At 53.2% G+C, this 12,689-nt stretch carries 12 protein-coding genes; 10 read left to right on the forward strand and 2 right to left on the reverse strand.

The window, feature by feature from the left end; translation table 11 throughout:
• Positions 1-58: 58 nt before the first annotated feature.
• Both INT21_RS01050 and INT21_RS01055 read right to left on the reverse strand, forming a co-directional pair.
• Positions 59-685: an IMPACT family protein gene (locus tag INT21_RS01050; RefSeq protein WP_193061506.1), complete on the reverse strand. Its 627-nt coding sequence runs from the start codon at positions 683-685 to the stop codon at positions 59-61.
• Positions 686-712: 27 nt separating this feature from the next.
• Entirely contained in the window at positions 713-1,111 is a 399-nt protein-coding gene (locus INT21_RS01055; protein WP_193061505.1) for a LexA family protein, read from the reverse strand.
• A 260-nt stretch (positions 1,112-1,371) separates the two neighbouring features.
• Here INT21_RS01055 and ccmA point away from each other — a divergent pair, with 260 nt between their 5' ends.
• The 10 genes from ccmA to smc are packed head-to-tail and all read left to right on the forward strand — an operon-like array spanning position 1,372 to position 12,051.
• Positions 1,372-1,992 (forward strand): cytochrome c biogenesis heme-transporting ATPase CcmA, encoded by a 621-nt coding sequence (gene ccmA / locus INT21_RS01060; protein WP_089039059.1) that lies wholly within the window; start codon positions 1,372-1,374, stop codon positions 1,990-1,992.
• Positions 1,993-2,040: 48 nt separating this feature from the next.
• On the forward strand, positions 2,041-2,739 hold the full coding sequence (gene ccmB / locus INT21_RS01065; protein WP_172422509.1) for a heme exporter protein CcmB: 699 nt from the start codon (positions 2,041-2,043) through the stop codon (positions 2,737-2,739).
• A 14-nt stretch (positions 2,740-2,753) separates the two neighbouring features.
• The gene (locus tag INT21_RS01070; RefSeq protein ID WP_038481706.1) at positions 2,754-3,494 is read left to right on the forward strand and encodes a heme ABC transporter permease; all 741 of its coding nucleotides are present in this window, start codon (positions 2,754-2,756) and stop codon (positions 3,492-3,494) included.
• Positions 3,494-3,727, forward strand: a complete 234-nt coding sequence (gene ccmD, locus INT21_RS01075; RefSeq protein ID WP_193061504.1) for a heme exporter protein CcmD — start codon at positions 3,494-3,496, stop codon at positions 3,725-3,727. The genes INT21_RS01070 and ccmD overlap by 1 nt, the downstream gene beginning before the upstream one ends.
• Positions 3,717-4,226: a cytochrome c maturation protein CcmE gene (gene ccmE / locus INT21_RS01080; RefSeq protein ID WP_038481712.1), complete on the forward strand. Its 510-nt coding sequence runs from the start codon at positions 3,717-3,719 to the stop codon at positions 4,224-4,226. Before ccmD ends, ccmE begins: the two co-directional genes overlap by 11 nt.
• Positions 4,227-4,278: 52 nt before the next feature.
• Positions 4,279-6,297, forward strand: coding sequence for a heme lyase CcmF/NrfE family subunit (locus INT21_RS01085; RefSeq protein WP_319022199.1), 2,019 nt, complete (start codon positions 4,279-4,281; stop codon positions 6,295-6,297).
• Positions 6,294-6,821, forward strand: a complete 528-nt coding sequence (locus tag INT21_RS01090) for a DsbE family thiol:disulfide interchange protein (protein WP_038481718.1) — start codon at positions 6,294-6,296, stop codon at positions 6,819-6,821. The genes INT21_RS01085 and INT21_RS01090 overlap by 4 nt, the downstream gene beginning before the upstream one ends.
• Positions 6,812-7,282, forward strand: coding sequence for a cytochrome c-type biogenesis protein (locus tag INT21_RS01095; protein WP_193061503.1), 471 nt, complete (start codon positions 6,812-6,814; stop codon positions 7,280-7,282). Before INT21_RS01090 ends, INT21_RS01095 begins: the two co-directional genes overlap by 10 nt.
• Complete coding sequence (gene ccmI / locus INT21_RS01100) at positions 7,279-8,526, forward strand: c-type cytochrome biogenesis protein CcmI (protein ID WP_193061502.1); 1,248 nt, start codon at positions 7,279-7,281, stop codon at positions 8,524-8,526. The genes INT21_RS01095 and ccmI overlap by 4 nt, the downstream gene beginning before the upstream one ends.
• A 33-nt stretch (positions 8,527-8,559) precedes the next feature.
• A complete protein-coding gene (gene smc, locus INT21_RS01105) occupies positions 8,560-12,051 on the forward strand; it encodes a chromosome segregation protein SMC (protein ID WP_193061501.1) in 3,492 nt (1,163 codons plus the stop codon).
• Positions 12,052-12,689 lie beyond the last annotated feature (638 nt).

Here is a 12,689-nt window from a genome sequence, read left to right on the forward strand (position 1 = left end):
CGACTTACCGAGCAATTGCTCGCGTAAGTCGCGTTTTTTTGTCAGCGATATAATAATCTTATTGTGGCGGCACTTTTTGAATATCGAGGGCTGTCTTTAGACGATTTTCAAGCGTAGTGAAATTTAAGGCCTCATCTCTTGGCCAGCCAATCGTGAGGCATACGCCGTTGCCATCGTACTCTGCCTGTTGGACGGGAATTTTCTGCTCGTCACACCAAGCGCGCGCGACGGCTTCATGGGCAAAGTTGACACGCAGCTGGTAGTTATCCCGTTCGACGACTTCGCGGGTAGGTAATGTTTCAATCCCGGCGTTAACCGACTGTGCGTAAGCTCGGGCGAGTCCACCCGTGCCCAACTTGGTGCCGCCAAAGTAACGAATCACCACACAGCCTATTTCACCCATCTGGCTGCCGAGCAAAGCTTGATACATGGGCCTGCCGGCTGTGCCGCCGGGTTCGCCGTCATCAGAGAACCCTATGTGCGTTTGTTCACCAGGAGGGCCAGCAATAAAGGCCGTGCAGTGATGACTTGCGTTGGGGTGAGCGGTTTTTGCTGCCTGTAGCATTGCATGATAGTCAGCTGTGTTGGGTGCATGGCATATCCACGTGAGGAAGCGACTTTTTTCAACCTCAATTTCAGCGGTATGCCATGTGGCGGATGCTAGGTCTGGAACTCGGTAACGCAATCGATGCTCCCTAAAGCGGGTGGCGAATTAGTGGTGCCGAGTGTTGTTAGCGCCATGCTCGACGCCCATCACCATTCCCAGCACTTGAATATCACAATTATGCAGGAAGACGGCAGGCATGGCTGCATCTTCGGGCCATAAGTGAACGCCAAGCCGACTAATGGAAAGTTGCTTTAGGGCAACTTCTCGCTGGTTTATCGTCGCGATAGCGGTTTCTTGATGGCTACCTTGTTGATAGCGGCGAATAATGATGACATCGCCATCGAATAGATTGCATTCACGCATTCTGTTGCCGCGCACGCGAAGCGCATACGTGTTGCGCCGTGTTACACGAGGCGCCGAATAAGCAGGGCGTCCTGTATTCGACGTCGTTTGAGATAGCGCATGTTGAGTTATGTTCAAGGGTGTTGGCATTGTCATCGTCATGCAGTTTTCTCCAATGCAGCGCCCGCTCCCTAGGCGTGTAATTGAGCAGATTGCTGTGTTTATAATCGGTAGTGTTTTTTCATACAGTATTTGTAGTATAGACCTGTTTTTGCATACAGTGCTAGTGCTCTGCATTGTCTATTGTTCTTAAGCGAAGATTGGTTGAAGTGTGATGCGACCCCTGACCGCAGAGAGCGACTGGCGAGAAAGGGGCTTTCCGTGTAGAGTTCGACGCAAAATCTACGTGCCTGGAGATATCCTTGAGCCTCTGCCTACAAGCCCGACAGCTAGCCTGTGAACGCGATGATCGTTGGCTGTTTGAGGGGCTAGATCTTGATATTCAACGTGGTGAAATAGTGCGCATTGAAGGCCCTAACGGGAGCGGAAAAACGACACTGTTGAAAATTCTCTCAGGCCAGTTGAGCGACTACCATGGCGACATTTATTGGAATGGCGACTCAATGCGCGAGGTGCGTGAACATTTTCTCGCCAATCTACTCTATTTAGGGCATGCCCCTGGCATAAAAGCGGGGCTTTCTCCGCTGGAAAACTTAGCGTGGTACCAAGCGCTTAGCGGCGAAAAAGGCGACGATTACCAGCGTGAAGAAGCGCTGGCACAGGTTGGGCTTAGTGGCTTTGAAGATGTACCCGCAGGACAGCTTTCCGCTGGGCAGCAGCGGCGAATTGCCCTTGCGAGACTGACGCTTACTAAGCGGGCTTTGTGGGTCCTGGATGAACCTTTTACAGCCATTGATCGCCATGGAGTGGCAGCACTAGAAGCGCAGCTTGTTGCGCATGCCAACGCGGGAGGCTGTGTCTTAGTGACGACACATCATGAGTTAACCGCATCATCCGTGCTTAGGCGCGTTCAACTGGGGTAGAAGGAGACAGCGTTGCCAAGCTCACACGCCACGACAGGCATCCCAGAAATGTCGATGCATGCGCCTTCCGGTGGGCTCATGGTTGCCATTAGTGCCACCTTTAAGCGAGATCTAACGCTGTTGCTACGTCGTCGTGGTGAAGTGCTTAACCCATTGGTGTTCTTTGCCTTGGTGATTACGCTCTTTCCGATCGGCATTTCACCTGATCCCCAGTTACTGGCAGAAATAGCGCCTGGGTTGCTGTGGGTGGCGGCATTGCTGGCGGCATTGCTTTCTCTGGATAGTCTGTTCCGGAGCGACTACGACGACGGCAGTTTGGAGCAGCTACTGTTAGCCCCTCAGCCGCTGGCGGCGCTTAGCCTTGCCAAAGTTGCTGTTCACTGGCTGCTGACAGGACTGCCTTTGGCACTTATGGCGCCGATTTTAGGTATCATGTTGGCACTTCCTGCCGGTAGTTACATGGTTTTAGCGCTATCGCTGGCATTGGGAACCGCAAGCCTCAGCTTGATTGGTGCCATTGGCGCCGCGCTGACCGTCGGATTAGCTCGCGGCGGTGTATTGCTGTCACTGCTGGTGCTGCCGCTCTATATTCCAGTGCTTATTTTTGGCGCTGGCGCCGTGCAGGCCGCTATTTTAGGCGATGGTATCGCGGCGCATCTGGCTATTTTGGGCGCACTTTTAGCGATTTCGTTAATGCTAGCACCTTGGGCTATTGCCGCCTCGCTACGCATCAGCATCAACGGTTAAAGGACGAAAACACCATGTGGGCCTTTATAAATAAACTGAGATCACCCAAGTGGTTCTACGCGATTAGCGCCAAGCTTCAGCCCTGGTTCTGGGCAGCGGCGGTGCTCCTGTTGCTGCTGGGAAGCGTTTGGGGGCTGGTATTTGCTCCCGCGGATTATCAGCAGGGCAATAGCTTTCGGATTATCTATGTCCACGTTCCTGCCGCTTTCCTAGCTCAATCCATTTTTGTCTCAATGGCAATTTCAGGCTTGGTATTTATGGTCTGGAAAATCAAAGTAGCCGATATGGCGGCCACAGTGATGGCGCCATTAGGTGCGGCGATGACCTTTGTGGCACTTTTTTCAGGCGCAGTATGGGGAGTGCCTACCTGGGGAACCTGGTGGATGTGGGACGCGCGTTTGACGTCCATGCTGATTTTGCTGTTTTTGTATTTAGGTGTCATTGCACTGCGCGGTGCTTTCAGTAGTCGCGATAGCGGATCTCGTGCAGCCTCAGTGCTGGCGATGGTGGGCGTGATTAACATTCCGATCATCAAATATTCGGTGGACTGGTGGTACACCCTGCACCAGCCTGCCTCGTTTACGATTACCGGACGTTCGGCAATGCCCATGGAAATGTGGGCACCGCTGCTCATTATGGTACTCGGTTTCTACTGCTTTTTTATAGCGTTAACCCTGATGCGTACGCGCAGTGAAATACTGCGCCGTGAAACCAATAAGCGCTGGGTGCAAGAGCTAGTAGAGGAGGTGAGATAATGGCTTTTTCCTCACTTAATGAATTTTTTGCCATGGGTGGCCACGGGCTTTATGTGTGGGCTGCTTGGGGCATTACTGCGTTGTTGATGCTGGTGATAGTTTGGCATGCGCGCCTCGAACGCAGCCAACTGCTGAAAAGCGTGAAGCGCCGTGTGCGCCGCCAAAACGCCCACTCCCAGGCCGCGCAAGCACCAGTTAACTCTGCTCAAAGGGACGTTCGTCATGACGCCTAAACGTAAACAGAAGCTGTTCGTTATTTTAGGGTTGGTTTCATTAACCGCGATAGCGGTGGGGCTGACACTTTATGCGCTGCGCTCCAACATCAATTTATTTTTTAGCCCGGTACAGATTGCTCAGGGCGATGCGCCCATGGAACGCCAAATTCGCGCGGGCGGAATGGTTAAAGAGGGATCGGTGTCGCGTGATCCTGAAAGCCTTGATGTTGAGTTTACCGTGACGGATTACGTCGATGATTTGGAGGTCTACTACAGCGGGATCCTGCCGGATCTTTTCCGTGAAGGGCAGGGGGTGGTCGTGGTAGGAGAACTTCAGACAGATGGGCGCTTATATGCCGATAAAGTCCTAGCCCGCCACGATGAAAATTATATGCCGCCCGAAGTGGCGCAAGCATTAGAAGAAGCAGGTTACTCCCCGGCAGATTATCAGGCAAAAGCGGCTGAGGTGGGTAAGCGTTTGGAGCAGGAAGGCACCCCCCAAGCAAGCGATTATTAATGTCTTATCGTGTCAAGCAGGCGGTTATGCCCACTGCTAATTCGGAGCGCGCATGTTCATCAAAATGATTCCTGAAATAGGCCACTTTGCTCTGGTCATTGCCCTGTTGATGGCCGTGATACAAGCTGTGATGCCGCTGGCAGGCGCGGCCACTCGGCGCCCGCTGTGGATGGCTTATGGCAAGCCCATGGCAACAGGGCAGTTCCTGTTTATTGCCATTGCCTATTTATGCCTAACAGCCAGTTATATGCTGGATGACTTCAGCGTGGCGAACGTTGCCAATAATTCCAACTCGCTACTGCCCTGGTACTACAAGTTTAGTGCCGTGTGGGGAAATCATGAAGGCTCGGTCTTATTGTGGAGCTTAATGCTGGCTGGTTGGGGGTATGCCGCTTCAGTATTTTCCGGCGATTTGCCGCGCGATATGGTGGCGCGAGTGCAAGGCGTCATGGGAATGGTCTGCGTTGGCTTCCTGCTGTTTATCTTGATGACCTCCAATCCATTTGAGCGGCTACTGCCGAATATGCCTCAAGACGGGGCTGATCTTAATCCGCTGCTACAGGACTTCGGGTTGGTTGTGCATCCCCCGATGCTGTATATGGGGTATGTCGGTTTCTCGGTAGTATTTGCATTTGCCATTGCTGCGTTGCTAGGTGGGCGTTTAGACGCTGCCTGGACCCGCTGGGCACGTCCCTGGACTAATGTGGCCTGGGCATTTCTAACCGTAGGCATCGCGCTAGGTAGTTGGTGGGCTTATTACGAGCTGGGCTGGGGCGGCTGGTGGTTCTGGGATCCAGTCGAAAACGCCTCATTGTTGCCCTGGCTAACGGGAACGGCGCTGGTGCACTCGTTGGCGGTCACTGAAAAGCGCGGTTCGTTTAAAAGTTGGACAGTACTGCTGGCTATTTCAACTTTCTCGCTGTCATTAATGGGTACGTTCCTGGTGCGTTCTGGCGTGCTGACCTCAGTGCACGCGTTTGCTAACGATCCTTCCCGCGGCTTCTTTATCTTAATGCTGTTGGCGATTACCGTAACGCTGTCGCTGCTGGTATTTGCGCTGCGCGCGCCCCGTGTGAGCCATAAAGTCGGCTTTAATTGGTTATCCCGTGACTCGTTGTTGTTGGTCAATAATATTCTACTGGTCATTATGACGGTCACCGTACTGTTAGGGACGGTCTACCCGCTAATTTTGGACTCCCTTGGGTTAGGTAAAATCAGCGTAGGGCCTCCGTACTTTAATGCACTTTTTGTACCGCTAACGGTGGTGATGTGCATGTTTATGGGACTGGGCCCGATCGCCCGCTGGAAAAGCATGAGTGCCAGTGAACTGTGGCGTAAGCTTTGGCTGTCAGGCGCCGCTGCACTGGTCCTGGGCGGTGCTATGCCGTTGCTATATGGCGGCGAGTGGAATCTTTGGGTCTCCTTGGGCATTGTTTCGGCGCTCTGGATCGTACTGCCTATCGTGCGTGACGTGTTCAATAAAGTCCGCCATGCCAGCTCCTTTTTGGCGGGGCTGCGCAAGCTGTCGTTAGCATATTGGGGCATGGTGCTTGGTCATGTGGGCATTGCGGTCACCATTGTTGGCGTGGCCGTTGTTTCCAATTACAACATCGAACGCAACGTGCGGATGTCGCCGGGCACGACTGTTGAAGTGGCAGGTTATCAATTCACCATGACGGAACTGGCAAATCGCCGGGGCCCGAACTTCCTGGCAGACACGTCTATCATTCAAGTGCAGCGTGGCGACTCTGGACGCAGCTTTGTGATGCGTCCAGAAAAGCGCCTCTATCTCGCTACCAGAATGCCAATGACCCAGGTGGCGCTTCGCCCCGGGCTTTTCCGCGACCTCTATGTCGCCATGGGGGAAGACCTTGGCGATGGTAGCTACGCTATGCGTGTTCAATACAAACCGTTTGTACGCTGGTTATGGCTCGGTGCGTTGTTGATGGCTTTCGGTGGCATTCTGGCGATAGTTGATAAGCGGTACCGTCGTGTCGTATCGCGCAAAGCGCCTGCTAGCCCGGCTTCTGCAACGTCTGAGTCTGCAACGTCGAAGGAAGCTATGGTATGACACGTCGTCTATTGCTTTTACTACTACCGATTGGCTTTCTGGGGATTGCCTTATTCCTTTATCAAGGGCTAGGGCGCGACCCTTCGCACCGCGACTCGGCGCTAATGGCCAGGCAGTTTCCTACCTTTGAAGCCACGACACTGCGCGATGAAAATCGCCAAGTTGATCAAACCCTGTTAACTGGCGATGTCACCTTGGTGAATGTATGGGGCGAATGGTGCCCTGCTTGTAAGCAGGAAATGCCGCAGTTGCTGGAGTTGGCTGATCAGGGCATTCGCATGGTCGGCATTAACTATCGTGATACTCGCGAAAAAGGGCTGGAGTTCTTGAGCGAGTTTGGGGATCCCTTCGAAGTTAATGTGTTTGACCCCGATGGTAGCCTTGGCTTTGATCTGGGGGTTTACGGTGCGCCGGAAACTTTCTTGGTTGATGCTGACGGTGTCATTCGCTACCACCACAAAGGTTACGTGTCGCCGGAAGACGTTCGTGAACGCATTCTGCCGGAGGTGGAAAAATGGCGCTAATACGCTTAATGCTTACCGTCACGCTGCTGACACTGACTAGCGGCGCGTTGGCCGGCGGGATTGAGATACGTGAGTTCGACGATCCTGTTACGGAGCAGCGTTACCATGATCTCACCGCTTCGATGCGCTGCCCTCTGTGTGAGAACCAGGCAATCGATGATTCTGATGCGCCAATTTCCGCGGACATGCGTGAACGTGTCTATCAATTGCTCCAGGATGGTCAATCGGATATCGAGATTGTTAACCACATGGTGCAGCGGTTTGGAGAGTACATTCTCTATAACCCGCGTTTAGAAAACCGCACTTACCTGCTGTGGGGGTTGCCGATAGGTTTGGTGCTGCTCGGCGTCGTGGTTGTCGTGATGATGGTTCGCGCTCGTCGTAATGCCTCAGCGAAAGCGCTTAGCGCCGAAGAACGTGCCCGCCTGGATGCCCTGATTAACCGCGAGAGGTCTTCATGACACCGCTGTGGATTGCGATTGCTTTACTATTACTCCCCGCGCTTTGGTTATTGATAGCGCCGATGCGCGATGCCCGCGCGCTACGCGACAAGCTAGATCACTTCGAAGCTAACGATACCGCTGATGAGCAAAACGTGGCGATTTTTAAGCGTCGTTTGGCCTCCTTGGAAGCTGCTCACGAACGTGGCGATATGGATGAGGAGCGGTTTAAAGAAGACCGCCTGGAGCTAGAGCGTAGCCTGTTGGAAGACACCGCCAGCCGTACTAAACGCCCCTTAAAAACGGCGACGGCAGGCAGGCTTGCTATCCCCTTGGTGATGGTGGCCGTGGTGGGAGCGAGTACGTTTTGGTATCAGCAAAACGGCGCGGAAGGCGATTTAACGCTTTACGCTATTCAGCAAGAAGTGCAAAACGACCCCGATGGCTCACTGGTCATGTATTTAGAGCGCATGGAAGCAGAAGCCGAGCGTCAGCCGAATAATCCCAATGTGTGGAGTTCACTGTTTCCGCTTTACCGTGAAACCGGTCAGGCCGATAAAGCAGCCGATGCGTTAGAGCGGTTGATTGCTATTGAAGGGCGGATTCCTCCGCTGTTAGCGCAACTTGCTCAACTGCGCTTTTTTATGGCGGAACGTGAACTGACTCCCGAGGTACAGTCGCTAGTGGATGAGACGCTAGCGCAAGACCCACGCCAGCCCACAGTGCTCGGCTTGCTTGGCATTCATGCGTTTGATAATGGTAACTATGAAACAGCGGTAGACCACTGGCGTCGTGCTGTCGCAAACATAGAAGATCCCGAAACGGCATCCTCCTTGCGCGAAGGTATTCGCGTTGCTCAAGAGCGTTTAGGGGTAGAGCCAGAAGCAGCGGCGGTTGAGGCCGCCCAAAGCCAGGGCGTGCGTGTGACTGTTTCATTAGACGAAGCACTGATGAATAACGTCAGTGACGATGCTAGCGTGTTTATTACTGCTCGAGACATGCAAGGCGAGCTGCCGCCGCTGGCTGTTATTCGTGCCCAGGTGTCAGAGCTTCCCATAACTGTTGTGCTGGATGACGACGCGGCCATGTCACCCCAAGCGCAAATCTCCCAGGTGCGTGAAGCACGCTTAGTCGTTCGCGTTTCGCAATCTGGTCAGGCGACCCCTCAGCCTGGTGATCTGTTTGGCGATCTGGAGAGCGTAAGCGTTGGACCTATTAGTGAGGATGATGCGGCAAATGTTGTTATTGACCGCGTTTTTGAATAACGTCCACGCAAACAACTGCAGCTAAGGGTCGCAATGCGCTTAACCTCTATTCGTCTTGTTGGGTTCAAGTCTTTTGTCGATCCAGTAACGGTGCCCTTCGATGGCAATATGACCGCCATCGTTGGGCCAAACGGTTGTGGCAAATCTAATATCATCGATGCGGTGCGCTGGGTAATGGGGGAATCCTCAGCTAAAACCCTGCGCGGTGAATCGATGGCTGATGTTATCTTCAACGGCTCCACCGGTCGTAAGCCGATCAGCCAAGCCTCTATCGAGCTCAAATTCGATAACCGCGATGGTGGCATGGGGGGCGTTTACGCGCAGTACTCAGAAATTGCGGTAAAGCGCTTAGTCACCCGCGACGGCCAATCCAATTACTTCTTTAATGGTCAAAAGTGTCGTCGGCGAGATATCGCTGATCTGTTTATGGGCACTGGTTTAGGCCCGCGTTCTTACGCCATTATCGGCCAGGGGATGATTTCACGGCTAATCGAAGCACGCCCCGATGACCTGCGTGCCACGCTGGAAGAGGCTGCGGGCATTTCAAAATATAAAGAGCGTCGCCGGGAAACCGAAAACCGTATGCGCCGCACCCAGGAGAACTTGGAACGCCTGGATGATATCCGTGAAGAGTTGGACAAACAGCTCGAACGCCTTAAACGTCAGGCAGAAGCAGCCAAGCGCTACCAAGAGTTAAAGCAGCAGGAGTACCGGCTAAAAGGCGAGCTGGCGTTAGTACGCGGACGCGCATTGCGTGCTGAGCAATCTCACCAAGAAAGCCGAGTGCGCGAGCTGGAAATTGCGGTTGAGAAAGACGTATTTGGCGTACGTCAGTGTGAAACGCGCCTGGAACAAGCGCGCGAACAGCACGATGAACTTGCCGATGTACTAGAACGCCACCAGCAGCAGTTTTTTGAAACCACCACCCGGATTGCCCGCTTGGAGCAGGATCAGGCGCATCGCCGCAGTCGTGAAGCTCAATTGGCGAGCGATATAGCAACGGCGCGCCGCGACCTTGATGAACAGCGCCGAGTCAGCGAAGGCGATCAAGAGCGACTTGGCGCGATAGAGGCTCGTTTAGAGGACTTGCTACCAGAGCATGAAGCCCTTGAAGAGCAGCTAGAAACACTTGAGCAAACCTTATCGGATGCGACTCCTGCTCTTGAAACTGCCGAACAGCAGTGGGCCGATGCAGAAAATCACTGGCGCGATGCCAGTCGGGAAGCGGACCGTAGCCAAGACCAATTACGCGATTTAGAGCAGCGTATTGCGCGTATGCAGGCGGAGAACCAGCGCCGCCGTCAGCAGCGTGGCGAACTTGCCGATGTCGCTGAACTGCGCAATGAACACGCTGAATGCCAAGCCCAGCGGGAAGAGGCTGAACAGCGCGCTGAAGCCTTTCAAACCGAACGTGACCATTGGCAACAGCGCTATAGCGATGCCAAAGCCGCTTATCAGCAGGCCACCCAGGCGCGTGATCAGCAGCGTGCTGAACTAAGTCAACATCAAGGCGAACTCGCGTCATTGAAGGCGTTAATTGATGCCGCCTTGGCTGATCACGACCCAGATCTGAGCGATGCATTAGCGGCTCACGGCTTAGCCGATGCGCCACGTCTTGGTGAAGCGATTAGTGTTACATCTGGCTGGGAGCGAGTGATTTCCTGGCTGCTGGCGCCGTGGTTAAATGCCCGTTTAGTGTCTGCGAACCAGCTAAACGCGCTGCCTAATGCCCTAGCCACTGATTGGTGCTTAATCGACCAGGCTGAGCGGCCAGCGACATCCGCGCAGCGCTTGGATTCGCTGGTGTCGGGGGCAGGTGCGTTAGGCGAATGGTTAGCAAGTATTCACTTCGCAGAAACGAACGAAGATGCTGAGACACTACTAGGTAATTTGACGCCTGGAGAGAGTGTTGTCAGCCGCGAAGGCGTATGGCGTGGACGCGGCTGGCTGCACCAACAGGCCAATGGTGAAGGTGTTGATGCACTGCTGGTGACACGCCGTCGGTTTGACGAATTAGACGCCCGCCTTACCCAGGATGAAGACGCGTTAGCGTTGCTGGATGAGCAGTGCGAAGCCGCTAGCGAAGCCATTGAAGTGCTAGAGCAAACCCGTGAGCAGCAGGCCGAGCAAGAACGTGCCCACGCTGCTTCGCTCCAACAGCTTGCGGTGAAAGAGCAGCGGCTAGCTCAGCGCCTGGAACATTTAGAGAGCCGCGCCACTGAGTTGGATGATGAACTCGCCCAACTACAAGAGGATGAGGCGGAGTTAACGCTCACTTTAGAAGAGCAGCGTGCTCGATGGCATGCTGCGATGGAACAGTTAGAAGCTGCTGCCGAAGCCCGTGAAACCAGCGCTGAACAGCGCAGTCGCCAACGTGAGCAGCGTGACCAGTTAAATCAACAACATGCTCCCATGAAGGCGCGTCAGCAGGCGTTGGCGCTAGAGCGAGAGCGATTGAACGCTGAGCGGGATAGCCTGCGAGCCCAGCAAAGTCGTAGTAGCGATAGTGAAGAGCGCCTTTCGCTGCGTATTGCTGAGTTAGAAGAGTCACGAGAAATGCTGGTAGAGCCAGACGAATTGGCTGCCGAAGAATTAGAGGAGTTGCTACACCAGCGCGAGCAGCAGGAGCGGCGTCTGAATGATACCCGCCAGCAAGCTCAGGCATTGGCAGAGCAGCTGCGCAACGACGAGCTGGCTCGCCAGCAGCACGAGCGCAACTTGGAACAAAGTCGTGAACAGTTACAGCAGCGGCGTATGGATGTACAAGCGCTGGCGCTGAAAGCGGCTACCCAAGATGAGCAATTAGCAGAGCTAGGCCATGATCCCGATGCTCTAGCAGAGCACTTGCCTAGCGACGCCAGCGAAACTGCTTGGCAGGAGCGGTTGGAAAACACCACAGATAAGATTCGCCGTTTAGGCGCCATTAACCTTGCGGCGATCGAAGAGTACGATCAGCAAGCCGAACGGCGTAACTACTTGGAGGCTCAGCATGCTGAGCTTACCGAAGCATTAGAAACGTTAGAGCGTGCGATTAAACGTATCGATCAGGAAACTCGCGTTCGCTTCCGAGAAACATTTGACCAGGTTAATACGGGTCTACAAACGCTATTTCCACGGGTTTTCGGTGGGGGAGCTGCTTGGCTAACCCTTACCGGGGATGATTTGCTGGAAACCGGTGTGGCAATTATGGCGCGGCCGCCAGGTAAGAAAAACAGTACTATTCACCTACTCTCAGGGGGAGAAAAGGCGTTAACTGCACTGTCGTTGGTTTTCGCAATTTTCCAGTTGAACCCCGCGCCTTTCTGTATGTTGGACGAAGTCGATGCCCCGCTGGATGATGCCAACGTAGGGCGCTACGCCAAACTTGTTAAAGAAATGTCGGAAAGTGTTCAGTTTATCTATATCACCCATAATAAAATTGCTATGGAGGCGGCCGAACGATTGATGGGTGTCACCATGCAGGAGCCTGGTGTGTCCAGGCTTGTTTCGGTAGGGATTGATGAGGCTGCAGCGCTGGTTGATTAAGTGCTTTCTCGGCAAGTTTGAGGCCCCAATGGTGGCGAACAAAACGAATTTTCACCCCTTAAATGCTTCGGGAAATATGCAAAAATGGTGGATGAGGAAGCCTGTGACGGGTTGTGAGTTGAATGGATAATGAGTCGTGCTGCTTTTGCTTAGCTATCCCAGAGTATGCTCATTAGTGGCTATTAATAGCGTTTCTTTCTTTATCTTTTGATTATAAAATTCATTGTTGATCAGTGATTTATATTTTTTCTCAGTTTCTGATTAACTGCTTTGATCATGACGCTGGGGGGCTGCTTCTGCTAAAGCGTATCGTGCCGCTAAGCATGTTCGTCGATCTAAAATGGACAAATCTGGAATGTGAACTTTCATTATCTTTGTACAGCGTTAGTTAAGGGTTTAAAACATATATGCTATGATTTCATTAGCTATTAAATGCTGTTTGTTACGACGGATTTTTTGGTGAGGCAGGTTTGTAAGATAGGTTTGTAACAGAATAGCTTTTGATCGAACAGCAGTTGGCTGGGCAATTTGGCAGAAGAGCAGTGGCGTTTCGTTACGTAAGTTTGAATGTGGGCTTGTCATATTGCGGTGTGAAAAGGCGAGCAAGGGAGCGAAATTCTCCCTGTAGAAAGCAGACG

The sequence above is a fragment of the Halomonas sp. 3F2F genome (assembly GCF_014897805.1).
Classification (GTDB): Bacteria; Pseudomonadota; Gammaproteobacteria; order Pseudomonadales; family Halomonadaceae; genus Vreelandella.

What these genes read in the sequence shown, in the direction of transcription:
- INT21_RS01070 (WP_038481706.1), top strand. Translation starts at nt 2,754, where the DNA reads ATGTGGGCCTTTATAAATAAACTGAGATCACCCAAGTGGTTCTACGCG.
- INT21_RS01085 (WP_319022199.1), top strand. Translation starts at nt 4,279, where the DNA reads ATGTTCATCAAAATGATTCCTGAAATAGGCCACTTTGCTCTGGTCATT.
- INT21_RS01095 (WP_193061503.1), top strand. Translation starts at nt 6,812, where the DNA reads ATGGCGCTAATACGCTTAATGCTTACCGTCACGCTGCTGACACTGACT.
- ccmI (WP_193061502.1), top strand. Translation starts at nt 7,279, where the DNA reads ATGACACCGCTGTGGATTGCGATTGCTTTACTATTACTCCCCGCGCTT.
- smc (WP_193061501.1), top strand. Translation starts at nt 8,560, where the DNA reads ATGCGCTTAACCTCTATTCGTCTTGTTGGGTTCAAGTCTTTTGTCGAT.
- INT21_RS01090 (WP_038481718.1), top strand. Translation starts at nt 6,294, where the DNA reads ATGACACGTCGTCTATTGCTTTTACTACTACCGATTGGCTTTCTGGGG.
- ccmB (WP_172422509.1), top strand. Translation starts at nt 2,041, where the DNA reads ATGTCGATGCATGCGCCTTCCGGTGGGCTCATGGTTGCCATTAGTGCC.
- INT21_RS01055 (WP_193061505.1), bottom strand. Translation starts at nt 1,111, where the DNA reads ATGACGATGACAATGCCAACACCCTTGAACATAACTCAACATGCGCTA.
- ccmD (WP_193061504.1), top strand. Translation starts at nt 3,494, where the DNA reads ATGGCTTTTTCCTCACTTAATGAATTTTTTGCCATGGGTGGCCACGGG.
- ccmE (WP_038481712.1), top strand. Translation starts at nt 3,717, where the DNA reads ATGACGCCTAAACGTAAACAGAAGCTGTTCGTTATTTTAGGGTTGGTT.